Origin of the sequence: Marmoricola sp. RAF53 (genome assembly GCF_052114005.1) — a bacterium.
Lineage (GTDB): Bacteria > Actinomycetota > Actinomycetes > Propionibacteriales > Nocardioidaceae > Marmoricola.
This window is the reverse complement of sequence record NZ_JBFRDX010000002.1, coordinates 227,177-248,680: the sequence shown is the minus strand read 5'-3', so window position 1 is coordinate 248,680 and position 21,504 is coordinate 227,177. Positions and strand designations below refer to the sequence as shown.

Below are 21,504 nucleotides of genomic sequence, written 5' to 3'. Positions count from 1 at the left end.
ACCTGCACAGAACCTTCACGAGTCGCCCCCGCTTCCTGCCCGGCCGGACTCCTAGGCTCGCTGCATGCCCGAGACAGCAGACGTCCGCCGGATCCTCGTCGTCGAGGACGACGCGGTGATCAACCAGGCCGTCACCGACCGGCTCCGCGGCTCCGGGTACGACGTCGTCCAGGCGTGGGACGGGCCGGGTGCGGTCACGGCGTTCGCAGAGGCGGCGCCGGACCTGGTGGTGCTGGACGTGATGCTCCCCGGGTACGACGGCCACGAGGTGTGCCGCCGAATCCAGGCCGACCGCCCGGTCCCGGTGCTGATGCTCACCGCGCGCGACGACGAGACCGACATCCTCGTCGGCCTCGGGGTCGGCGCCGACGACTACCTCACCAAGCCGTTCCGGATGCGCGAGCTGGTGGCCCGGATCGCGGCTCTGCTGCGCCGCGTCGACCGGGCGGCCGTGCTCGCCGTCCGGTCGCCCGAGACGTACGGCGACCTGCGGCTCGACGCCGCGTCGCGCCGGGTCTGGGTCGACGGCGACGAGGTCCACCTGACCCCGACCGAGTTCGACCTGCTGCTCTGCCTGGCGGCCAGCCCGGGCGCGGTGCTCAGCCGGGAGACCCTCTACGCGGAGGTCTGGGGCTGGCCGGGCGCCTCGGGCACCCGGACGGTCGACTCCCACGTCAAGGCGCTGCGCGCGAAGATCGGCGCAGACCGGGTCCGAACCGTCCACGGCGTCGGGTACGCCCTGGAAGAGGTGCGCGCCTCGTGAACCGCGTCCTGGACCAGGTGACGTCGGTCAAGGTGAAGCTCGGCCTCCTCGTCGCGATCAGCGTGACGGTGGCCTCGGTGGTCGCCGCGATCGGCGCCGGCGGCGGCGTGCCGTTCTGGCTGAGCGTCCCGGTCACGGTGGCGCTCGCCCTCGGGGTGACCCAGCTGCTCGCGGTCGGGATGACCTCGCCGTTGCGGGAGATGACCGCGGCCGCCCGGCGGATGGCCCGCGGCGACTACTCGGGCCGGGTGACCGCGACCTCCAGCGACGAGGTGGGCGACCTGGCCCGCGCGTTCAACCGGATGGCCGAGGACCTGGCGGCGGTGGACCGGCAGCGCCGCGAGCTGGTGGCCAACGTCAGCCACGAGATCCGTACGCCGCTCGCCGCGTTGTGCGCGGTGCTGGAGAACCTCGTCGACGGCGTCGCCGAGCCGGACCCGGTCACGCTGGGGACGGCGCTCGCCCAGGCCGAGCGGTTGTCCGCCCTCGCCTCCGACCTGCTCGACCTGGCGCGGGTCGACGCGGGCGAGGCCCCGCTGTCCACCACGCAGGTGCCCGTCGGCGAACTCCTCGAGCAGGCCACGGCGGAGGCGCGGGTGGTCGGCCGGGAGGTGACCTACGACGTCCGGGTGGCACCGCCGGAGCTGACGGTGGCCGCCGACGAGGCGCGGCTGCACCAGCTGGTCGCGAACCTGCTCGACAACGCCTCCCGGCACAGCCCGGCGGGCGGGGTGGTCCGGCTCGATGCGCAGCGCTCCGGCGACGGCTGGCGGCTGGAGGTCTCCGACCAGGGCCCGGGGATCCCGGCCGCGGACCGCGACCGCGTCTTCGAGCGGTTCGGGACCCTGACCGACTCCGAGGGCGGGGGCGGCACCGGCCTGGGCCTCGCCATCGCGCGTTGGGTCACCGACCTGCACGGCGGCACCATCCACTTCGTCGACCCCGAGGCCGGCAGCACCGGCGCCCGGGTCCGCGTCGACCTTCCGCTCGCACCGGAGCGACCCGCTCGCCTGCCCACCACACCGCTGCCCACGACACCCCTCCCCACGACACCCCTGCCCACCAGGACCCAGGAGCCGACCTTGGCCGACGTAGCAAGTCCCGCCCCTCGTTACCCGCAGCAGGCGGCGCCCCCGCCCGCGGCCCCGGTGATCGACCCGATGTTCGGCGACTTCTGGCCCGAGCGCGGGCTCGCCGCCAGCGTGCGCCCGTTCCTCGCCGCCCTCGCCGTCGGCGTGCTGGCCGCCCTGGTGCTGCCGTTCCACTACCTCGGTCTGGGCACGTTCGTGGTGCTGCTGGCGGCCGGCGGCACGATCCTCCGGTTCAGCGTCCACCGGCGGTCGCCGTTCACGCTGACCTGCGCCGGGCTCTGCGCGCTGCTGGCCTCGACGGTCCTGTTCCGGGACGCGGTGTGGATCGTGGCGCTCTGCCTCCTCGCCGGCGGGCTGGTCTGCGTGGTCGCCCTGGCGCACGGACGCGCGCTGCCCTCGTTCGTGCTGGCCGCGCTCGCCTGGCCGCTCGCCGCGGTCCGCGGACTGCCCTGGCTGGGGCGCTCGCTGCGCGGGATCACCGGCCACCAGAACAGCGCCGCGGTGATCCGCACCGTCGCGTGGTCGCTCCTCGGCCTGGTCGTCTTCGGCCTGCTGTTCGCCTCCGCCGACGCGCTCTTCGCCCAGTGGGCGGGCGCGCTCCTGCCCGACCTCAGCCTCGACACGTTCGTGCTCCGCGGCTTCATCACCGTCGCGGTCGGGGCAGCCGTGCTCGCGGCCACCTACCTCGCGCTCAACCCGCCGAACGTCGAGCCCGCGACCGTGGCGACCCGCCCGGTCGCGCACCGCTACGAGTGGCTCGCCCCCGTCCTGCTGATCGACGCCGTCTTCCTGGTCTTCCTCGGCGCCCAGCTCACCGTGATGTTCGGCGGCCACGACTACCTCGCCCGGACCACCGGGCTCACCTACGCGGAGTACGTGCACCAGGGCTTCGGGCAGCTCACCGTGGCGACCGCGCTCACCCTGCTGGTGGTGTGGGCGGCCGCGCGGAAGGCGCCGCGGGAGACCGCCGCGGACGTCGCCTGGCTGCGCGGGTCGCTGGGTCTGCTCTGCGCGCTGACGCTGGTCGTGGTCGGCTCCGCGCTCTACCGGATGCACGTCTACCAGGAGGCGTACGGGTTCACCCGGCTCCGGCTGCTGGTCGACGTCTTCGAGGGCTGGCTCGGTTTCCTCGTCCTCTGCGTGCTGGCGTCGGGCGTCGTGCTGCGGACGGCCTGGCTGCCCCGCACGGCCCTGCTCAGCGGCGCCACCGCGCTGCTGCTGCTCGCGGCGGTCAACCCGGACGCCTACATCGCCCGGCACAACGTCAGCCGGTACGCCGAGACCGGCAAGGTCGACCTGTACTACCTGCAGGGGCTCTCCGCCGACGCGGCCGCCGAGCTCGCGAAGCTGCCCGACGACCTCGCCGAGTGCGCCCTGCGGGTCCCGAACGGCAGCGACGACTGGCTCGAGTGGAACCTCGGCCGGCACCGCGCCGCGGACGTCCTGGAGACCCAAGGGCTGCACCCGGACCCGTACGGCGCCGCGTGCGAGGCGGCGGCCGGCTGACCCGCACCGGCTGACCGGTCAGCCGCGCAGCGCGTCGCCCAGGGCCCGGATCGTGGCCGGGGGATGGGTGCTGCCCGGGAAGTAGGCGCAGACTCGCTCCGCGACGTCGCCGAACCGGCGCCGGATCTCGGCCGCGCACTCCTCGGGGGTGCCCACGACCGCCAGCGTGCGGAGCACGTCGTCGTCGATCCTGTCGATCATCGTCATGATGTCGCCGGTCTTGGACAGCGCGTTCAGCTCCGGCTGCAGGTCGCCCCAGCCCTCCACGTCGAGGACCGGCTTGTAGGCGGGCGTCGAGCCGTAGAACGCGAGCAGTCCGCGGACGCCGACCGACGCCGCCTCGATCTCCGCCGGCGTCGTGCCCGTCGCCACGATCGTCTGCGGGAAGAGGTCGAAGCCCGGCGACCCCAGGGGACCGCGTCCGGCGAGGGCGAGACCCTCCTCGACGGCCGGCAGGGTGCGTTCGCGGAAGTGCCGGTGGCTGTGGAAGGGCATCACCAGCAGGCCGTCGGCCACCTCGGCCGCGGTCCGGGTCATCACCGGCCCGAGCGCGCCGAGCAGCACCGGCGGGACGCCGTACGGGTTCGGGCCGGGCACGAACGTGGGCGGCATCAGCGTGTGCTGGGTGAACTCGCCGCGGAAGTCGAGCCGGGTTCCGTCCTGCCAGGTGTTCAGGATCGCCTTCACCGCCAGCACCGTCTCCCGCATCCGGGCGGCCGGCCGGCTCCACTCGGCGCCGTACCGCTTCTCGATGTGCGGGCGGATCTGCGAGCCGAGGCCGAGCCGGAACCGGCCCTTGCTGAGCAGCTGCAGGTCGTAGGCCAGGTTCGCGAGGTGCATCGGGCTGCGCGGCAGCGCGATCGCGACGTTGGTCATCAGGTCCGTCTCCGACACCTCGCTGGCCCCGGCCGCCACGATCAGCGGCAGGAACACGTCGTGCGGGCCCTCGAAGGTGAACAGGCCGTCGACCCCGGCGGCGAGGAGCTCGGCGGCACGGGTCGCGGCCTGGTCGGGCCGGGCGTCGAGCTGGACGTCGAGGAGCATCAGCGGGTCGGCGTCCTCTCCAGCAGGTCCTCGGCGGCGAAGAACGTGACCAGGTCGCGGATCGTCTCCTCCACCGGGCGCGGCTCGTAGCCGAGCTCGGCGCCGGCCTTGGTCCGGTCCACGACCGGGCTCATCGCCACGTTCTCCAGCGCGGCCGGGGCGAAGGACTCCGAGCCGAACCGGCGGGCGACCGGGTCGATCAGCGGTGCGACCCGCTCCAGCAGACCGACCGGGATGGTGATCCGCGGGCCGGTGGCCCCGGCGAGCTCCGCGGCGTCCTGCATCGACCGCATCAGGCCGTAGCGGTGACCGCCGAGCAGGTAGTTGTGCCCGGTCCGGCCCTTCTCGGCGGCGAGCAGGAAGCCGCGGGCGACGTCGCGGACGTCGACCATGTCGAACTCGCCGGAGACTCCCGCGGGCATCTTGCCGCGGGCGGAGTCGAGGAGGCTCTGGTTCAACCGGGAGAGCCGGTCGGGGTGGTCGACCGGCCCGTAGATGCCGGTCGGGTTGCAGATGAGCGCGTCGAGGCCGGCGTCGACGACCTTGAGCAGCTCGACCTCGCCGTAGTACTTCGACCGGTGGTAGACCGGCAGGTTCTTCGCGGTGGACCGCGGCGAACCCTCGTGCACGGTGCCGCGGCGCTCGTAGTGGAAGGAGGCGAGCGACCCGCAGCTCACCATCCGCCGGACCCCGGCCCTCAGCGCCGCCCGGGCGACCGCGCCGACGCCGTCGACGTTGACCCGCCAGGCCAGCGGGTCCTCCTGGCGCAGGCTGATCACCGCGACCAGGTGGTGCACGACCCCGATCCCGTCCAGGGCCCGGGTCATCGCCTCCTCGTCCAGGACGTCGACCGACTCCCAGCGGAGCAGGCCGTCGCCGTGCGCGCCCGCGGGCGGGGTGCCGGGGACCCGGTCGATCGCGAGCACGTCGTGGCCCTCGGCGAGCAGGGTGTTGACCAGGTTCAAGCCGAGGAAGCCGGCGGCGCCGGTGACGGCGATCTTCATGCGTCGGCCCCCGCCCGCAGCGCGTACGAGCGGCCGCGCTCGGCGCGTTCCCAGACCGGGTCGGCCACGCCGGTGCCCTCGCTGCGCAGCGTGCGCTTGAGGATCTTGTTGGTCGCCGTGGTCGGGACCTCGTCGGCGATCCGGACGAACCGCGGCCACGCCTTGGGGGAGAGGTCGGGCTGGGCCGCCAGGAACTCCTCGAAGCCGGCCGGGTCGAGCCGGGCGTCGTCGCGCAGGACGAGGGTGACCATCAGCTGGTCGCCGACGTTCTCGTCCGGGACGGCGTACACGGCCGCCTGGCTGATCGCCGGGTGCCGCAGCAGCAGCGCCTCGACCGGCGCGGCGGCCAGGTTCTCGCCGTCCACGCGCAGCCAGTCGTCGGTGCGCCCGGCGAGGTAGACGAACCCGGCCTCGTCGCGGTAGCCGAGGTCCCCGGACCAGTACATCCCGCCGTCGAGCCGGTCGGCGGTCGCCTTCTCGTCCTTGTAGTAGCCGGCGAAGAAGCCGGCCCCCTGGGTGTTCACCAGCTCCCCGACGCAGGCGTCGAGGTTGGTGACCCGGCCGTGCTCGTCGAAGGTGGCGCGCGGGCACTCGGTGCGGGTCTCGCGGTCGTACACGGCGACGCCGTCGAAGGGCACCCCGATCGAGCCGAGCGGGGTGTCCTCGGTGCGGGTGATGATGATCGCCGTCTCCGTCGACCCGAACCCGTCCCAGACCGTGCAGCCGAAGCGGCGCCCGAACTGCTCGATGTCGCGGTCGGAGGCCTCGTTGCCGAAGGCCACCCGCAGCGGGTTCTCGGCGTCGTCGGGCTGCTCGGGGGTGGCCAGGATGTAGGCCAGCGGCTTGCCGACGTAGTTCATGTACGTCGCGCCGAAGCGCCGGACGTCGCCGAGGAACGACGAGGCGCTGAACTTGCGGACCAGCGCGATCGCGGCGCCCGCGTGCAGCGCCGGCCCGAGCGAGGCCATGATCGCGTTCGAGTGGAACAGCGGCATCGCGCAGTAGCAGACGTCGTCGCCACCGAGCTCGTACTTCTCGGCGAGCACCGAGCCCGACATCACCACCATGAAGTTGGCGACCTGGACGGCCTTCGGCTCGCCGCTGGTGCCCGAGGTGAAGATCAGCATGAAGGTGTCCATCGTGCCGACCTCCGGCAGGTCCCCGGGCAGGGCCCCGATGCTCCGGTCCGCGGCCGCGGTGAGCTCGGCCCACTCCGGCCCGTCGGTGTCGACCACCCGGGCGCCGCCGAGGTCCAGCCCCGCCAGCAGCGGCAGGTGCTCGGCGTCGGTGAGCAGCACCTGGCAGTCGGCCCGCCGTACGTCGGCCGCCAGGGCCTCGCCCCGCCGGGTCGCGTTGACGCCCACGGTGACGTGCGCGCCGATCGCGCCGGCGAGCAGCGCGCGGACCATCTCCGGGGTGTTCTCGAGCAGCACGCCGACGTGCAGCGGCCGGCCAGGCTCGGCCCAGTCCGCCAGCACCCGCGCCCGCGCGGCGGCGTCGCCGACGGTCTCGCGCCAGGTCCAGGACTGGTCCTCGAAGAGCAGCCCCGGCCCGTCGTTCTCGGCCAGGGCGTGCACCCACTGCTGGACGGTCTCAGGCATCGACGGTCTCGCTCTCCTGGTCGGTGGTGCTGCTGCCCGCGGGGTTTCGAGACGGTTGCTGCGCAACCTCCTCGACCACCGGGACGGCGAGGTGGCGGGTGAGGAAGGACACCGCGTGCTTCACGGCGGCCTCGTGGAACGGCTTGCCCGGGAACACGTCGAAGTGGTCGCAGGGGTAGTGCCGGACCTCGGCCTTGCCCTGGAACGCGGCCTTCGCGGCGGCGTGCGGCGGGGCGCTGGCGTCGAAGTCGGCGATCTGCACCAGCAGCGGCGCGGTGACCCGCCGGGCCGCGGCGGCGGGCTTGCGGGTGCCGAGCTCCAGGGTCACGTCGGCGGCCACCTCGTTGCGCCAGGTCGGCCCGGCGATGGCGAGGTAGTCCTCCAGCGCCCCGGGCAGGGTGAGCGCCCCGACCTCGCCCGGGCGGGCGACCACCGGCATCATCAGCGGCGCCCGGCCGGCCTTGGACCCGACCTTGCCGCGGATGCCGAGCGCGGTCGCCTTGAGCAGCTCGCCGGGGGAGTGCGACGCCGTCGCGTGCCGGGCCGCGGCCAGACCGTCGACCATCGGGACCAGGGCCACCACGGCGGCGACGTCGCGCCGGTCGGCCGCGGCGCGCAGCACGTGCCCGCCGGCGAGCGAGACGCCCCAGAGCACCAGCCGGGAGCGGTCCACGCCGGGCAGACCGGCCGCGGCGCTCATCGCGGCGCGGAAGTCGGCGAGCTGACCTTCCAGCGACACGACCTGGCGGGGCTCACCGGCGCTGCCGCCGAAGCCGCGGTAGTCGAAGAGCAGCACGTCCAGGCCGGCCGCGGCGAAGGCGCGGGCGAACGGCTCCAGGCCGGAGTCCTTGGTGCCGGCGAGGCCGTGCGCCATCACCACGACGGGCCGGCCGGCCGCCGTGGCGAGCCGGTCGTGCTCGGCCTCGTAGTGCCAGGCCTCGCAGGCGGTACCCGCGGAGTCGAAGGTGAGGGTCTGCCGGGTCATGTCGTGCTCCTGCCGTAGATCGTGCGCAGCCAGATGAAGGTGAGGGACTCGATGTGCAGCTCGCGGACCGGTCCGGTGCCGAGCGAGTGCCGTTCGAGGGCGTTGTCGTTGAGGTCGAGCAGGACGGTGGCGAGCGCGTCGGCGTCCGGGCCGTCGCTGGCCCGTCCGGCGACGCGCTCGGTCTCGATCATCCCGGCGATGACGTGGGCGAAGTCGGCGCGGCCGGCGTCCCACATCTCCCGGACGCTCGGGCTGGACGCGCGCGCCTCCAGCAGGGCCCGGTAGGTGTGCGGGCTGGTGTCGACGGAGTCGAAGAGCATCGTGATCGCGGCGCGGATCCGGTCCTCGGCGTCGCCCTCGGCCTTGACCAGCAGCTCGTTGGCGTCCGCGGCGGCGTCGTACAGGCCCTGCATCAGGGCGAGCACGGCGACGGCCTTGTTCTCGAAGTAGAAGTAGAACGCGGAGCGGGTCACCCCGGCGCGGCCGGAGATGTCGGCGACGTTCACCTCCTCCAGGGTCTGCTCGCGGAGCAGCTGGTCGAACGCCTCGAGCAGCGCGTCGCGGCGGGCGTCGCCGCGGCTGGAGCCGCGGCGGTCGACCAGCCGGTTCCAGGCGCTCGGGTCGTCGGTCACCGGGGGGCTCCCGCCCCGGCGTGCGCCCGCGCGCGTCCGGCCGGGATCTCGCGGGCGCGGATGTCGTGCTCGTAGATGAAGTAGTCGACCTGCTGGGTGTGCCGGGCGGTCTTCAGCACGTGGCCGATGTACTTCTCCTCGTCGCTGCGGATCACCCGCTCCATCTCGGCGACGTCGGGCAGCGCGTACTCGCCGACGAGGTGGGCCGCCACCAGCCGGGCCTGGCTCTCCACGAACGGGAACAGCGTCGGGGTGGCCTGCGCGAAGCCGACGAAGGTCAGGTCCTCGATGCCCGGCTTGTACATCCGCTTGTACAGCGGCAGGTGGTTGTCCGGTGCGCTGAGGAAGTCGCGGTCGAAGAACGGGAAGGTGATGTTGTAGCCGGTGGCGTAGACGATCACGTCGAAGTCGTCGCTGGTGCCGTCCTCGAAGTGGACGGTGCTGCCGTCGAGGCGGCTGATGTTCGGCTTCGGGATCACGTCGCCCGAGCCGAGCCGCAGCGGCAGCTCGACGGACTGCGTCGGGTGCGCCTCGAAGAACTTGTGGTTCGGCTCCTTGAGCCCGTACAGCGCGCCGTTGGAGCCGTTCATCGGCTGGGCCAGCTGCATCACCTTGCGCTGCCAGGACAGCGGCAGGTACGGCGTCGTCCGGTACATCGTGTCGGCCGGCTTGCCGTAGACGTACTTCGGCACGATCCAGGCGCCGGACCGGGTCGACAGCGAGACCTTGGTCTGCAGCGACTTCGAGGAGAGCTCGACGGCGATGTCGGCGGCGCTGTTGCCGAGGCCGACGACCAGGATCCGCTGGCCGAAGAACTCCAGCGGCGTGCGCGGGTCGATGTAGTGGTGGGAGTGGATCGAGACGCCGCTGAACTCTCCGGGGAACTCGGCGAACCGCGGGTCCCAGTGGTGGCCGTTGGCGACGACGAGGTGGTCGAAGTGCCGGGTCGCCCCGGCCTGGTCGAGGATCTCCCAGCCGCCCCGGGGATCCTCGCCGTCGAGCCGGCGGGCGTGCTGGACGCCGTTGCGGAACTCGATGTTGGCCTTGAGGTCGAAGGCCTCGGCGTAGGACTCCAGGTAGTCCTTGATCTGGGTGTGGTGCGGGAAGTCCGGGTAGTGGTCCGGCATCGGGAAGTCCCGGAACGAGAGCCGCTCCTTGGAGGTGTCGATGTGCAGCGAGCGGTAGGCGCTGCTGTGCCCGTTCGGGTTGCCGAAGGCCCAGTTGCCGCCGATCCGGTCCGAGGACTCGAAGCAGGTGTAGGGGACGCCGTAGTCCGAGAGCATCTTGCCGGTCGTCAGGCCGCTGATGCCGGCGCCGATGATCGCGGTGGTCGGGCGGCGGGTGCGGGAGTGGGTGGGCACGGGTCCTCCGGAGAAATGGGGGGTGACGCGGGCCACACTAGGCAGTAGGTTGACACGTGTCAATAACAACCGACAAGTGTCAGGAGACCTGATGAGCTCACCCGTCACGGTCGTCATCGGTGGTGCCTCGGGCATCGGGCTGGCGACGGCGCAGGACCTCGAGAAGCACGGCCACACGGTGGTCGTCGCCGACCTCGCGCCGCCGGATCACGGCGTGCGCGTCGACGTCGCCGACGAGGCCTCGGTGGCCGCGCTCTTCGACGAGGTGCTGGCCCGGCACGGCGCGTTCACCGGCGTCGTCAACTGCGCCGGGGTGAGCACGCTCGGCCTGGTCGTCGACCACGACGCCGCCGAGTTCCGCCGCGTGATCGACGTCTGCCTGACCGGGGCCTTCCTCGTGCTCAAGCACGCCGGATCCCGGATCGCCGACGGTGGCGTGATGATCTCGCTGTCCTCCCTCAACGCCCGTCAGCCCGGCACCGGGATGGCCGCCTACTGCTCGGCCAAGGCCGGCCTGGTGATGCTCACCCAGGTGACCGCGCTCGAGCTCGGCCACCGCGGCGTCCGCGTCAACGCGGTCTCGCCCGGCCTCGTCGTGACCCCGCTGACCGCACCGGCGATGGACATCCCGGGCGTCCGCGACAGCTATCTGGAGAACACCCCGCTCGGCCGCTCCGGCGAGCCCGAGGAGATCGCCGCGCTGCTCCGGTTCCTGCTCTCCGACGACGCCCGCTGGATCACCGGCGAGAACGTCGACGTCAACGGCGGGGCGCACCTGCAGCGCTACCCCGACCTGCACGGACTCGTGATGAAGGCCTTCGGGTGAGGGCCGCGCGCAAGGCCCCGCCGCCGGGCTTCTTCGCGGGGCGGGTCGCGGTCGTCACCGGCGGCGGCTCCGGAATCGGCGCCGCGCTGGTCAGCGCGCTCCGCGGCGACGGCGCCACCGTGTACGCCGCGGACCTCCACCCGGGACCGGACGGCGTCGTCCTCGACGTCACCGACGCGGACGCGGTCCAGGCGCTGGTCGACCGGGCGGTCGCCGAGCACGGTCGCCTCGACCTGCTCTTCAACAACGCCGGGATCTGCTTCATCGGCGAGACCGAGGACCTGACGCGGGCGCAGTGGGACGCGATCATCGACGTCAACATCCGCGGCGTCGTGCACGGCGTCCAGGCGGCCTACCCGCAGATGATCCGGCAGGGCGGCGGGCACATCGTCAACACCGCCTCGATGGGCGGGCTGATGGCCGCCGGCCTGCTGACGTCGTACGTGATGACGAAGCACGCGGTCGTCGGCCTCTCCGCCGCGCTGCGCTCGGAGGCGGCGGCGCACGGGATCGGGGTGACCGTGGTGTGCCCGGCGGCCGTCGAGACGCCGATGCTGGAGCAGGGCGAGATCGGCCGGGTCCGCGGCCGCGACTTCTACCTCAAGGGGCAGGGCATCCGCCGGCCGGTGACGCCCGAGGCGCTCGCGCTGTGCGCGCTCGCCGCCGTCGCCGGGAACGAGGCCGTCGTCATGGAGCCGGTGCAGGCCCGCTTCGCCTGGCGCCTCCAGCGGCTCGCCCCCGGCTTCGTGCGCAGCCAGTCGACGAAGTTCGTCGCGAAGCAGCGCGCGATGGCCCAGCAGCAAGCGCGCTGACCCGGCGCAGAACCGCGCCATGCGTGCGCTGACCAGGCGCAAACCAGCGCCATCGCGGGGCTGAACGCGCGACTTTGCGCCGGGTCAGCGTGCTCAACGTGCCAGTTTGCGCCGGGTCAGCGGGTCTGGTCAGGTGACGTCGAACCACCTCCGGGTCGACGCGAACCGGCGCAGCACCAGCTGGTCGAGCAGCAGCACCGCCGCCAGGGTGATCCCGAAGAGCGGGAGCAGGACGCCGAGCACGACCAGGCCGACGCCGAGCCACCACGTGGTGCGCACCGGGAGCCGGCCGCGCGGGGCGCCGACCGAGCCGGAGCCACCGGGCCGGCGGCGCCACCACATCAGCGGGCCGGTGACGCAGAGGACGAGCACCAGCACGCAGAAGAGCGCGGATGCCCAGAAGTTCAGCGTCCCGAAGCTGCGGCCCTCGTGGACGCCGATGCCCTGCGAGACGACCTTCGCGGGCAGCGGGTATTCGTCGAACCCGTACGACGCCCGCACCCGCCCGGAGTACCGGTCGACATGCACGGTCCGCTCGGCGGTCGGGTCACCGAAAGCGTCGCCCATCACCGAGTAGACGCCGCGGTCCTCGGCCGGAAGGACGATGCTCATCGGGTGCTTCAGGCCGGCGCGCTCGGCGGCCACGACCGCGGTGTCGGCCGTGACCTGCGAGGTGACTCCGCCGGGTTGGTCGCCGGGTTCCGACGTCGGCACCGGGCTGTCGCCCTGGGCCCAGGGCACCTCGACGGCGTGGCTGTGCGGCAGCGACTCGTCCAGCTTCGAGCCCGGTTCCGAGACCGCTCCCGGGTCGGTCGACCAGAGCGAGGAGCCCTGCTCGGTCGCGAGGCTCTGCACCTTCGCGCCCCAGAAGCCGGTCCACGGCAGGCCGGTGACGACCATGAGCAGCAGGCCGACACCGACGACCGAGCCGATCAGGCCGTGCCGGTGCCGCAGTGCTGCTCCCCGGGCTGCTCCCCGGGCTGCTCCCCGGGCCGCGCCCTTCGCGCGGCTCGCACCGGACCGGATTCTGGGGCGCAGCCGGGCCCTGCGGCCGGTGAAGAACAGCACGTAGCCGGTCAGCGCCATCACGATCGCCCAGCAGGCGGCGACCTCGATCAGGCCGTCGCCCCAGCGCCCGGCCATCAGGTCGCCGTGCAGCCGGACCGCGTAGCCGCTGAGCGTGGTGTCGGGATTCACCGAGCCGGTCACCTCGGCCCGCCACGGGTCGACGAAGACGTCGGTGGTGCTCCCGTCGGGCCGGGTGATCGAGAACGCCGTGCTGTCCTCGAGGCCGCGCCCCTCGCGGGCCAGGGCGATCTCGGCGTCGGGATGGGCCTGCTCGACCGCGGCGAGCTGGGCCGAGAGCGGCTGCTGGTAGGTCTGGCCGGCGGGACGGTCGGCGCGCATCTGGTCGGCGTGGAGCAGCGGTTCGAGCTGGAAGCGGAACAGGTAGACCAGGCCGGTCACCGCCAGCAGTGCGAAGACGGGGACGACGACGAAGCTGGCGTAGAAGTGCCACCGCCAGAAGGCGCGGAACAGGCCGGCCGGGGCCTGGCGCGGCTTGCGCGGTGGGTCGAGAACGGGTGCGGACATGCGGGTACTCCTCGTGCACGTGGAAGGTCCGCGCGGGCAGGTGCCGGCGCGGTGGGTGCTCGCAGCAGGGGTCTCTCGAGGGGCCGACGCCGGTGGCGTCAGCGGCTCAGGCTGCGGTAAGGAGTGCGGGCGGGCCGCGGCGGGTGAGGGGGTGCGACCAGGCGGGACGGCGGGGGACCAGCAGGCGCGCGTACGCCGCCCGGCGCGCGGCCGCCCCGGGCACGGGCACGGCCACCGGCTCGCCGGTCAGGGCGTCGTGCAGCCGGCGTACCAGGGCGACGGCGAGGGCCGCGGTCAGCACCAGCACGGCCCAGAGCGCGCGCTCGCCGACCGCGAGCCAGAGGCCGACGGCGACGGCGGCGAGGACGTGCGCGAGCGCCATCGCCGGGTGCCCGGCGAGGTCCGCGAACGCGTGCAGCAGCCAGGCCGGGACGACGGGCTCGACCTCGCCTGCCCCGGGGCGGGACTGGGCCCACTGCTCGTAGTAGGAGCCGGTGCGCGGGCCGGGCAGCGGGGCCGGCGCCACTCGTGGCGTGGCCGCCGCGGTGGTGACCGGGTCGCCGCGGTGGCCGGCCATCGCGGCCAGGCCGGTGTGCACCAGGGTCTGGCCGCCGACGACGAGGACGACCAGCCGGGCCGCCGACGCTTCCCTGCCGAGGAACGCGGCCGCGAGTGCGGTGCAGAGGGCGGCGAGCACGACCAGGCCGGTGGGTCCGGGCAGGAGCCCGTCGGCGCCGAGGTGGGCGACGGTGCCGGTGCCGAGGGCGACGACGCCGAGCGTCGCGGCGCGCGCCCAGCGCAGCGACAGGGAGGCGCGCACCGACATGGGCGGAAGTATGCCTGCCGCCCGGGGGTGGCATCCGGGCGGTGAACGCCGGGCATATCCGAGATGTCCGGTTTTGTGGGCGCCGTCACAGAAATTCAAGTAGAACTTGTTTCAGAAAGTAACCTTCGGGCTCTTGCTCAGTTATGTGATGCACATCTACTTTCTGTTCGTCCTCACCGGAAGAACTGGCGTCAGGAGTACCCGCTGTGCGAAGCGTTGCGAGTTCCGTTCGGAGCTCTGTCCGGGCACGACGAACGGCAGGAGCGGTCCTCGTGGCCGTGGCGCTGGTCGTCCCTGCCGCCTGCGGCGGATCCACGCTGAAGCCCGACCAGGTCGTCAGCGCGAACAACCAGGCGGCCGGCATCGCGAACAGCTCCGGCGGCGGTGGCTCGACCACCCCGACCGGTGACGGCAGCACCGTCACCGACCCGGGCGCCGGCACCGTGAACGACCCGGGCGCCAGCACCGGCGGCGGCAGCACCGGAGGCGGCAGCACCGGCGGTGGCAGCACCGGAGGCGGCAGCACCGGCGGTGGCAGCACCGGAGGCGGCAGCACCGGCGGCGGCAGCACCGGAGGTGGCAGCACCGCCCCGGCCGGCACCGGTGTCAAGGCGGGTTCGTGTACCGGATTCAAGAACGGCACCGGCATCACCGACTCGACGATCACCATCGGCAACTCCTCGGACCTGAGCGGTCCCGTCCCCGGTCTGTTCACCGGCGCCCAGCAGGCGACCCGGGCGTACATGAACTACTTCAACAGCACCTCGAGCATCTGCGGTCGCAAGCTGGCCCTGGTCACCGACGACTCGCGCACCGACGCCGGCGCCGACCAGGCCGCGTACACGAAGATGTGCGACAAGGTCTTCGCCACCGTCGGCTCGATGTCGGCCTTCGACTCCGGCGGCGCCCGGACCGCTCAGGCCTGCGGCCTGCCGGACATCCGCGCCGCGGCCGTCACCGGCGCCCGCAACGACTGCAGCACCTGCTTCGGCGTCCAGGCCACCGGCCGCGACGGCGAGTACAGCAACGGTGTCTACGACTTCTGGGTCAAGCGCGAGAAGGCGGCGACCCAGAAGGCCGCGTTCCTCTACCTGAACGCCGGCGCGGCGGCCGAGAACGGCAAGTCCCAGATCGCGGTCGGCAAGAAGCGCGGCATGAACTGGATCTACACCTCCCCGATCGACGTGGCCGAGTTCAACTACGGCCCCTACGTGCAGCAGATGAAGAGCAAGGGCGTGGAGTTCGTCCAGTTCCTCGGCGCGTACCAGCAGTCGGTCCGGATGGCCCAGGCGATGCAGTCGGCCGGCTTCAAGCCCAAGGTCCTGATGTACGACCCGTCGGTCTACGACCCGGGCTTCCTGAAGTCCGGCGGCTCGGCCGTCGAGGGCGCCTACATGTTCATCAACTTCCTGCCGCTGGACTCCAACCAGCCGGAGATGAACCTGTACCGCAAGTGGCTCCAGCAGGTCTCGCCCGGCGCCCAGCCGACCTTCTTCGGCCTGTTCGCCTGGTCCGCGATGAAGCTCTTCGTGGAGAAGTCGATCGCGCTCGGCGGCAAGCTCAACCGGGCCTCGCTGATCGCGGCGATCCGGCCGATCAGCAACTGGACCGGCGGCGGGGCGCACGGCCCGATGGAGGTCGGCACGAAGCACGCGCCCTCCTGCATCCGCTACATGCAGGTCCAGGGTGGCAAGTTCGTGCCGTTCGGCGGCACGTCCTACCTCTGCGCCGGCCAGACGAAGCCGTAGCGGACGATGAGTGCCTTCTTCTCCTACACGCTGACCGGGCTGTTCACCGGCGCGGCGTACGCGATCATGGCCAGCGGACTGGTCCTGACCTACAGCACCACCCGGGTCTTCAACATCGCGCACGGTGCGATCGGGATGGTGTTCGCGTTCGTCTACTGGGACCTGTCCCAGAAGCAGGGAATGCCGGCCTGGCTGGCGATGATCGTGGTGCTGCTGCTGCTCGCGCCGGCGTTCGGGTTCTTCCTCCAGCGCGTCGTCGTCCGCGACCTCGGCAACGCCCCGATCGGCGTGTCCCTCGTGGTGACCGTCGGTCTCCTGGTGGCGCTGATCGGTGTCGCCACGCAGGTCTGGCCGACCGACGCCCGGGTGATCCCGAAGTTCTTCGACGGCCACTTCCTGCACCTCGGCGACAACCAGATGCCGTGGCACCAGGTGATCACGATCATCGTCTCCGCGATCGTGGCGCTCCTGCTGGCGGCGCTGCTGACCCGGACCCGGATCGGCACCGCGATGCGGGCCTCGGTCGACAACCCGCTGCTGCTCCGCCTGTACGGCGGCCGCCCCGACCTGGTCGCCGGTCTGTCCTGGGCGATCGGCTGCCTGCTGGCCGCGCTCGCGGGCATCCTGCTGGCCGCGGAGATCGGGCTGCAGTACTACGACCTGACCCTGCTGGTCATCTCCGCGTACGCCGCCGCGATGCTCGGCAAGCTCACCAGCCTGCCGATGACCTACCTGGGCGCGATGTCGCTCGGGCTGGCCCAGGCCTACGTCGTCGGCTACCTGCCGAACATCCCGTTCGCGGACAAGGTCACCGGCCTCCCGGCGGTCATCCCGACGGTCTTCCTCTTCATCATCCTGGTCCTGCTCCCGCAGGCCCCGCTGCGGATCGGCCAGGTCAAGGGCATCGTGTCCGCGCCGGTGCCGAGCTGGGGCAAGGCGGCCGGCTGGGGCGGCGCGCTGATCGTCTTCATGGTGCTGCTCTCGGTCTCGCTGAGCGAGAAGAACCTGCTGCTGGCAGGCACCGCGATGACCTACGCGATCGTGATGCTCTCCCTGGTCGTGCTCACCGGCTTCGGCGGTTTCGTCTCGCTGGCCCAGGTGACCTTCGCCGGTGTCGGCGCGGTCGCCTACGCCAAGCTCGACGAGCCGAACCTGTTCGGCCTGCTGGCCGCGACGATGATCGCGGCCGCGGTCGGCGCGCTCGTGGCGATCCCGGTGCTCCGGCTGACCGGCCTCTACCTCGCGCTGGCGACGCTGGCGTTCGCCCAGCTGATGGACAAGCTGGTCTTCTCGTCCTCGCTGGCCTTCGAGATCGGCAACGCCCTGAACGCCGACCGGCTCTCGATCCTGGGCTGGAAGGCCGAGGGGACCGGCACCTACACGGTGCTGATGACGGTCATGTTCGTGATCGTCGCGTTCGTCGTGCTCGCGGTCCGCCGCGGTCGGCTCGGCCGGGTCCTGGTCGCGATGCGCGACAGCCAGGCCGCCGTCGGCACGCTGGGCCTGGACCACCGCTGGGTGCGGGTCGGCGTCTTCGCCGGGTCCGCGGCCATCGCCGGGCTCGCCGGGGCGCTCTTCGCCGGCCTGCGCGGCACCATCGTGGCCAACGACTTCCTCTACTTCCAGAGCCTGCTGGTCCTGCTGATGGCGGTCGTCTGGGGCGTCACCTCGGTGACCGGCGCGCTGCTCGGCGGCGTGTTCATGATGTACCTCCCGGTCGCCCAGTCCGACCACCCGGACGTCGCCGGCCTGCTCTTCGTCGTCCTCGGCGTCGGCGCGGTGCTGCTGGCCCGGGACCCGAACGGCCTGGCCAACAAGCTGTTCCAGATCCCCGGCTGGATCATGAACTGGCTCTACCCGTGGCTGGCCGAGCGTTTCCCGGGCATGGCGCTGCTGCTCCGCGAGGAGCCCGAGGAAGAGGAGCCGGTCGGGGCGGCTGGACCGTCCGGGGCCGCGACCGCCGACGAGCTGCCCGCGCTGACCGAGGAGGCGGACGATGTCCTTGCTGCACGTTGACGACGTCGTCGTCCAGTTCGGCGGCGTGACCGCCGTCAACCACGCCAACTTCGAGGTCGAGGCCGGCACCATCACCGGGCTGATCGGCCCGAACGGAGCCGGCAAGACCACCACCTTCAACGTCGTCACCGGCCTGCAGACGCCGACCTCGGGCCGGGTGCTGCTCGACGGCAAGGACATCAGCCGGATGCCGGTGCACCGCCGGGCGCGGGCCGGGATCGGCCGCACCTTCCAGCGGCTGGAGGCGTTCGGCTCGCTGACCGTCGAGGACAACGTCCGCACCGCGCTGGACATCCACGACGGCGTGAAGGGGTTCCTCCGCGTGGTCGACGGGTCGGCCGACCTGGAGATCGCGGCGCTGCTGGAGCGGGTGGGGATCGCCGAGCACGCCAAGGAGCGCGCCGACTCGATCCCGACCGGCACCGCGCGGCTGCTGGAGCTGGCCCGCGCGCTGGCCTGCGACCCGCGGCTGCTGCTCCTCGACGAGCCGTCCTCGGGACTGGACGAGTCCGAGACCGTGGCGTTCGGCGAGCTGCTCCAGGAGCTGGCCGCCGAGGGCCGCACGATCCTCATGGTCGAGCACGACATGGACCTGGTGATGAACGTCTGCCAGGACATCCACGTCCTCGACTTCGGGTCGATCATCGCCCGCGGCACCCCGGCGGAGATCCGGGTCGACCCGGTGGTCCAGAAGGCCTACCTCGGCTACGCCGACGACGAAGAAGGTGTCGCATGAGTGTCCCGATCCTGGAGATCGTCGACCTGCGCGCGGCGTACGGGCGCATCGAGGTGCTGCGCGGGGTGAACCTGTCGGTGCCCAAGGGCGCCGTGGTCGCGCTGCTCGGCCCGAACGGCGCCGGCAAGTCCACGCTGCTCAAGGTGATCTCGGGCCAGATGACCCAGACCTCCGGCGACATCCACCTCGGCGGGGTGCACGTCACCGGCGCGAAGCCGGACGACCTGGCCCGGGTCGGCCTGATCACCGTGCCCGAGGGCCGCAGCGTGTTCCCGAACCTCACGGTCGAGGAGAACCTGCTGCTGATGTCGTACGCCGGCGTCGCGGCCAACCAGGTCTTCGACACCGCCTACTCCTACTTCCCGCGGCTGCACGAGCGCCGCTACCAGCTGGCCGGCACGATGTCGGGCGGCGAGCAGCAGATGCTGGCGATGGCCCGGGCGCTGACCTCGGACCCGGCGCTGCTGCTGCTCGACGAGCTCTCGATGGGCCTGGCGCCGCTGATCGTCGAGGAGCTCTACGAGACCGTCGGCCGGATCGCGGCCAGCGGCGTCTCGATCCTGGTCGTGGAGCAGTTCGCGCGGACGGCGCTGAAGATCAGCGACTACGCGGCGGTGATGACCGGCGGCCGGATCGTGGCCACCGGCGAGCCGGAGGAGATCAACACGATCATGGCCGACGTGATCCTGGGTGGTGCCGCATGAGGGGGACGAGCATGAACCGACGACTGCCGATCGCGGCGCTGGGTCTGGGCCTGGCGGTGGCGGCGCTGCCGCTGGCGCCCGCGCACGCCGAGGTCTCTGCCTCCGACTACGGCGGCTTCTCGACGATGGCGACGGCCTCGCCGCTGAAGCTGGAGATCTTCGAGCCGGCGATCCCGATCCCGACGGACCCGCAGGCCGAGTTCGACTTCTCCTACACCCGGGTGCTGGCCGACTCGGGTCCGACCACCACCGCCCGTGCCTCGGCGCTGTGGCCGGGACCGGGCGTGGGCGAGGGCCTGAAGACCTTCGGCGAGCAGCTCGGCCTGCCCGCCTTCCTGACCGGCAACGGCTACCCGGTCCAGGCCAACGCCGGCTACCCCGGGGACACCACCCAGCAGGCCCAGGAGTTCTTCCCGGGCATGGTCGGGCGCACCGACGCCGGCGCCAAGCGGACCGTCTCCCGGGTCGGCTACACCGGTTCGGACATCGGCGACGGCGACGCCGGCGACACCAAGACCACCTCCACCAACCCGCTCACCGGGCTGCTCAGCGGCGACCTCGGCGCGCTGACCGGGGTGCTGGGCGGTACGAAGTCCGGCAACGCCGACACCCCGCTGGGCGGCACCGCGATGCTCGGCCCGCTGGCGACCCTGGTCGACTTCGACGGCATGACCAGCGTCTCCTCCTCCGACTACGACGGCCAGAACGTGGTCGCGACCTCGACCAGCCGGATCGGCGAGCTGCGGCTGCTCCTCGGCCTGGTCAAGCTCACCGGCGTCAACGTGGTCACGAAGACCTCGGCGACCCTCGAGGGCGGCGCGAAGACCTCCCAGACCGTGGACATCGGCGGTATGACGATCGCCGGCCAGAAGTTCTCCTACGGGCCTTCCGGGTTCACCGCGGCCGGCTCGACGACCCCGATCCCGAACCTCGGCAGCACCGTCGGTGGCCTGCTCACCAAGCTCGGCATCACCATCGAGACGCCGGACCCGGTGGTGAAGAAGGACGGGCTCACCGGCTCGATCGACGCCGAGGCCCTCCGGATCACCATCGACCTCAAGCCGCTGCGCGCGCTGCTGCCGAGCCTCCCGCTCGACGCCCTCGTCAACGGCCTGCCGGACCTCCCCGGCCAGGCCGCGATCCTCAAGGGCCTGCTGCTCTCGCTGAACACGATCGCCCCCAAGATGGTGCTGCACCTGGGCGAGTCCCGGACCGCGGCCACCGTCGTCCCGGCGATCGACATGAGCGGGGGCAGCACCGACACCCCCGCCACGGACGCCGGCACCGGGACCGGCACCACCGGGACCGGCACCGGCACCACCGGGACCGGCGCGGGCGACGTGCCCACCAGCGCCGGGGAGATCCCGCCGGCGGCGACCGGCGGCGAGAACCCGCTCACGAACACGCAGTTCAACCCGGCCGCGCACGTCAAGGGCCTGCCCCCGTTGGGCAGCGTGCCGATGTGGCTGATCCTCGGCGGGCTGCTGCTCGCCGCGGGAGTGGCCTGGTACCTGCGCAACGCCGGCGGCGTCCTGTTCGGCGGCGGCGCAGCCGCCTGCACCCACGGCCTCAAGGCCGGCATCCCCGACCTGAGGAAGGCATGACCCCATGACGATCCAGCACACGCAGTCGATCCCCGCCGTTCAGGCGCATCCCGCCCCGCAGGTGCTGCCGCGGGCCGGCAGCCGCGACGGCACCGCCCCGCTGCGCAGCAACCCGCAGGCGACCCTGCACCTGGTGCTCTTCATCGCCGGCGCGGTGCTGCTGCCGGCCGGCCTGATCGTGATCGGGCTCGGCTGGTACGGCGTCGCGCACACGCCGTACGTCTACGACCAGAACGCCTACATCGTCTCCGGCGGCATCCTCGGTCTCGGCATCACCTTCGCGGGCGGCTTCCTCTACTTCAGCTCCTGGCTGGCCCGGATCGCCGCGGACCAGAAGGACGCCCAGCGCCAGCTCTCCGAGACGCTGCTGCTGCTGGCCGACGCGGTCTCGCACAACACCGCCATGGCCGAGCAGGTCCAGCAGGCACCGGTCGCCAACGGCAACGGGGCCAACGGTGGCAACGGCGGGGTCCGGGCGGCCGCCGCGCCGCCGCGTCCCCGCGACGCCGGTGCGGTCCTGGTCGTCGCCGGCAACGGCACCACCGTGCACCGTGCGGACTGCGACCTGGTCGCCGGGCGCGACGACCTCCGTCCGGCCGGTCCGGACGCCCCCGGGCTGACCCCCTGCAGGCTCTGCCGTCAATAATCGCTC

18 protein-coding genes are annotated in these 21,504 nt (G+C 72.5%); 10 read left to right on the top strand and 8 right to left on the bottom strand.

Going from position 1 to position 21,504, the window contains the following annotated elements; all coding sequences use genetic code 11:
* Positions 1–64 precede the first annotated feature (64 nt).
* Both AB4Y76_RS02825 and AB4Y76_RS02820 read left to right on the top strand, forming a co-directional pair.
* Positions 65–763, top strand: a complete 699-nt coding sequence (locus AB4Y76_RS02825; RefSeq protein ID WP_441921982.1) for a response regulator — start codon at positions 65–67, stop codon at positions 761–763.
* On the top strand, positions 760–3,360 hold the full coding sequence (locus AB4Y76_RS02820; RefSeq protein WP_441921981.1) for a DUF4153 domain-containing protein: 2,601 nt from the start codon (positions 760–762) through the stop codon (positions 3,358–3,360). The genes AB4Y76_RS02825 and AB4Y76_RS02820 overlap by 4 nt, the downstream gene beginning before the upstream one ends.
* An 18-nt stretch (positions 3,361–3,378) precedes the next feature.
* Here the strand turns inward: AB4Y76_RS02820 and AB4Y76_RS02815 are convergent, their stop codons facing one another.
* The 6 genes from AB4Y76_RS02815 to AB4Y76_RS02790 are packed head-to-tail and all read right to left on the bottom strand — an operon-like array spanning position 3,379 to position 9,987.
* Positions 3,379–4,404 (bottom strand): TIGR03617 family F420-dependent LLM class oxidoreductase, encoded by a 1,026-nt coding sequence (locus tag AB4Y76_RS02815; RefSeq protein WP_441921980.1) that lies wholly within the window; start codon positions 4,402–4,404, stop codon positions 3,379–3,381.
* Positions 4,404–5,408, bottom strand: coding sequence for an NAD-dependent epimerase/dehydratase family protein (locus AB4Y76_RS02810; RefSeq protein WP_441921979.1), 1,005 nt, complete (start codon positions 5,406–5,408; stop codon positions 4,404–4,406). The genes AB4Y76_RS02815 and AB4Y76_RS02810 overlap by 1 nt, the downstream gene beginning before the upstream one ends.
* Positions 5,405–7,009 (bottom strand): fatty-acid--CoA ligase FadD1, encoded by a 1,605-nt coding sequence (fadD1, locus tag AB4Y76_RS02805; protein WP_441921978.1) that lies wholly within the window; start codon positions 7,007–7,009, stop codon positions 5,405–5,407. The genes AB4Y76_RS02810 and fadD1 overlap by 4 nt, the downstream gene beginning before the upstream one ends.
* Complete coding sequence (locus tag AB4Y76_RS02800; protein ID WP_441921977.1) at positions 7,002–7,994, bottom strand: alpha/beta hydrolase; 993 nt, start codon at positions 7,992–7,994, stop codon at positions 7,002–7,004. The genes fadD1 and AB4Y76_RS02800 overlap by 8 nt, the downstream gene beginning before the upstream one ends.
* Positions 7,991–8,626 carry a TetR/AcrR family transcriptional regulator gene (locus tag AB4Y76_RS02795; RefSeq protein WP_441921976.1) on the bottom strand — a complete coding sequence of 212 codons (636 nt, stop codon included), beginning with the start codon at positions 8,624–8,626 and terminating at the stop codon, positions 7,991–7,993. Before AB4Y76_RS02795 ends, AB4Y76_RS02800 begins: the two co-directional genes overlap by 4 nt.
* Positions 8,623–9,987 carry a flavin-containing monooxygenase gene (locus AB4Y76_RS02790; protein ID WP_441921975.1) on the bottom strand — a complete coding sequence of 455 codons (1,365 nt, stop codon included), beginning with the start codon at positions 9,985–9,987 and terminating at the stop codon, positions 8,623–8,625. The genes AB4Y76_RS02795 and AB4Y76_RS02790 overlap by 4 nt, the downstream gene beginning before the upstream one ends.
* A 91-nt stretch (positions 9,988–10,078) precedes the next feature.
* Here AB4Y76_RS02790 and AB4Y76_RS02785 point away from each other — a divergent pair, with 91 nt between their 5' ends.
* The gene (locus tag AB4Y76_RS02785; protein ID WP_441921974.1) at positions 10,079–10,813 is read left to right on the top strand and encodes an SDR family NAD(P)-dependent oxidoreductase; all 735 of its coding nucleotides are present in this window, start codon (positions 10,079–10,081) and stop codon (positions 10,811–10,813) included.
* Positions 10,810–11,625 carry an SDR family oxidoreductase gene (locus AB4Y76_RS02780; RefSeq protein ID WP_441921973.1) on the top strand — a complete coding sequence of 272 codons (816 nt, stop codon included), beginning with the start codon at positions 10,810–10,812 and terminating at the stop codon, positions 11,623–11,625. The genes AB4Y76_RS02785 and AB4Y76_RS02780 overlap by 4 nt, the downstream gene beginning before the upstream one ends.
* Before the next feature lie 129 nt (positions 11,626–11,754).
* Here the strand turns inward: AB4Y76_RS02780 and AB4Y76_RS02775 are convergent, their stop codons facing one another.
* Together AB4Y76_RS02775 and AB4Y76_RS02770 are read right to left on the bottom strand one after the other, a co-directional pair.
* Positions 11,755–13,218, bottom strand: a complete 1,464-nt coding sequence (locus tag AB4Y76_RS02775) for a PepSY-associated TM helix domain-containing protein (RefSeq protein ID WP_441921972.1) — start codon at positions 13,216–13,218, stop codon at positions 11,755–11,757.
* Between the two features lie 106 nt (positions 13,219–13,324).
* Positions 13,325–14,044 (bottom strand): hypothetical protein, encoded by a 720-nt coding sequence (locus tag AB4Y76_RS02770; RefSeq protein ID WP_441921971.1) that lies wholly within the window; start codon positions 14,042–14,044, stop codon positions 13,325–13,327.
* 272 nt (positions 14,045–14,316) lie between these two features.
* On the opposite strand from AB4Y76_RS02770, the gene AB4Y76_RS02765 reads away from it, so the two are divergent.
* From AB4Y76_RS02765 to AB4Y76_RS02740, 6 genes are read left to right on the top strand one after another with little or no spacing between them, the layout of a single operon-like run.
* Positions 14,317–15,792: an ABC transporter substrate-binding protein gene (locus AB4Y76_RS02765; protein WP_441921970.1), complete on the top strand. Its 1,476-nt coding sequence runs from the start codon at positions 14,317–14,319 to the stop codon at positions 15,790–15,792.
* A gap of 6 nt (positions 15,793–15,798) precedes the next feature.
* Entirely contained in the window at positions 15,799–17,808 is a 2,010-nt protein-coding gene (locus AB4Y76_RS02760) for an ABC transporter permease (protein WP_441921969.1), read from the top strand.
* Positions 17,789–18,544: an ABC transporter ATP-binding protein gene (locus tag AB4Y76_RS02755; RefSeq protein ID WP_441921968.1), complete on the top strand. Its 756-nt coding sequence runs from the start codon at positions 17,789–17,791 to the stop codon at positions 18,542–18,544. The genes AB4Y76_RS02760 and AB4Y76_RS02755 overlap by 20 nt, the downstream gene beginning before the upstream one ends.
* On the top strand, positions 18,541–19,248 hold the full coding sequence (locus AB4Y76_RS02750; RefSeq protein WP_441921967.1) for an ABC transporter ATP-binding protein: 708 nt from the start codon (positions 18,541–18,543) through the stop codon (positions 19,246–19,248). The genes AB4Y76_RS02755 and AB4Y76_RS02750 overlap by 4 nt, the downstream gene beginning before the upstream one ends.
* 11 nt (positions 19,249–19,259) lie before the next feature.
* The gene (locus AB4Y76_RS02745; RefSeq protein ID WP_441921966.1) at positions 19,260–20,852 is read left to right on the top strand and encodes a hypothetical protein; all 1,593 of its coding nucleotides are present in this window, start codon (positions 19,260–19,262) and stop codon (positions 20,850–20,852) included.
* Positions 20,853–20,856: 4 nt separating this feature from the next.
* Positions 20,857–21,498: a hypothetical protein gene (locus tag AB4Y76_RS02740; protein ID WP_441921965.1), complete on the top strand. Its 642-nt coding sequence runs from the start codon at positions 20,857–20,859 to the stop codon at positions 21,496–21,498.
* The last annotated feature ends 6 nt before the right edge of the window (positions 21,499–21,504 follow it).

Excerpts from the sequence above, each read along its gene's own strand:
- AB4Y76_RS02800 (WP_441921977.1), bottom strand. The coding sequence starts at position 7,994 with ATGACCCGGCAGACCCTCACCTTCGACTCCGCGGGTACCGCCTGCGAG.
- AB4Y76_RS02810 (WP_441921979.1), bottom strand. The coding sequence starts at position 5,408 with ATGAAGATCGCCGTCACCGGCGCCGCCGGCTTCCTCGGCTTGAACCTG.
- AB4Y76_RS02750 (WP_441921967.1), top strand. The coding sequence starts at position 18,541 with ATGAGTGTCCCGATCCTGGAGATCGTCGACCTGCGCGCGGCGTACGGG.
- AB4Y76_RS02755 (WP_441921968.1), top strand. The coding sequence starts at position 17,789 with ATGTCCTTGCTGCACGTTGACGACGTCGTCGTCCAGTTCGGCGGCGTG.
- AB4Y76_RS02815 (WP_441921980.1), bottom strand. The coding sequence starts at position 4,404 with ATGCTCCTCGACGTCCAGCTCGACGCCCGGCCCGACCAGGCCGCGACC.
- AB4Y76_RS02740 (WP_441921965.1), top strand. The coding sequence starts at position 20,857 with ATGACGATCCAGCACACGCAGTCGATCCCCGCCGTTCAGGCGCATCCC.
- AB4Y76_RS02785 (WP_441921974.1), top strand. The coding sequence starts at position 10,079 with ATGAGCTCACCCGTCACGGTCGTCATCGGTGGTGCCTCGGGCATCGGG.
- AB4Y76_RS02825 (WP_441921982.1), top strand. The coding sequence starts at position 65 with ATGCCCGAGACAGCAGACGTCCGCCGGATCCTCGTCGTCGAGGACGAC.
- AB4Y76_RS02745 (WP_441921966.1), top strand. The coding sequence starts at position 19,260 with ATGAACCGACGACTGCCGATCGCGGCGCTGGGTCTGGGCCTGGCGGTG.
- fadD1 (WP_441921978.1), bottom strand. The coding sequence starts at position 7,009 with ATGCCTGAGACCGTCCAGCAGTGGGTGCACGCCCTGGCCGAGAACGAC.
- AB4Y76_RS02770 (WP_441921971.1), bottom strand. The coding sequence starts at position 14,044 with ATGTCGGTGCGCGCCTCCCTGTCGCTGCGCTGGGCGCGCGCCGCGACG.
- AB4Y76_RS02760 (WP_441921969.1), top strand. The coding sequence starts at position 15,799 with ATGAGTGCCTTCTTCTCCTACACGCTGACCGGGCTGTTCACCGGCGCG.
- AB4Y76_RS02775 (WP_441921972.1), bottom strand. The coding sequence starts at position 13,218 with ATGTCCGCACCCGTTCTCGACCCACCGCGCAAGCCGCGCCAGGCCCCG.